Origin of the sequence: Tritonibacter sp. SIMBA_163, assembly GCF_046535935.1 — a bacterium.
Lineage (GTDB): Bacteria > Pseudomonadota > Alphaproteobacteria > Rhodobacterales > Rhodobacteraceae > Epibacterium > Epibacterium scottomollicae.
Genome location: NZ_JAWJBP010001302.1, coordinates 1 through 236, shown reverse-complemented (window position 1 = coordinate 236; position 236 = coordinate 1). Strand labels below are relative to the sequence as shown.

1 pseudogene is annotated in these 236 nt (G+C 57.2%); it reads left to right on the top strand.

Features of this window, described 5'->3' with window-relative positions:
- A pseudogene (locus tag R0J92_RS26510) lies at positions 1-236 on the top strand (glycosyltransferase family 2 protein); the annotation flags it as partial.

Here is a 236-nt window from a genome sequence, read left to right as displayed (position 1 = left end):
AGCATGCCATGCTGCGCGCCAATGGCGTGTCGGTGCTTTTGACCAAGACGGGGGCTGGCAAGCTGTCGGCACAGCTTCGAATGGCTTATGCTTACGCGCTTGATCGTGGGTATGAGGGCATCATTACCATCGACGGCAATGGCAAGGACTCCGTTGAGTCCATCCCACTGTTCATCGATGCTTTGGACCGCGGTGTCGATTACGCGCAAGCTTCGCGGTTCATTTCGGGTGGCAAG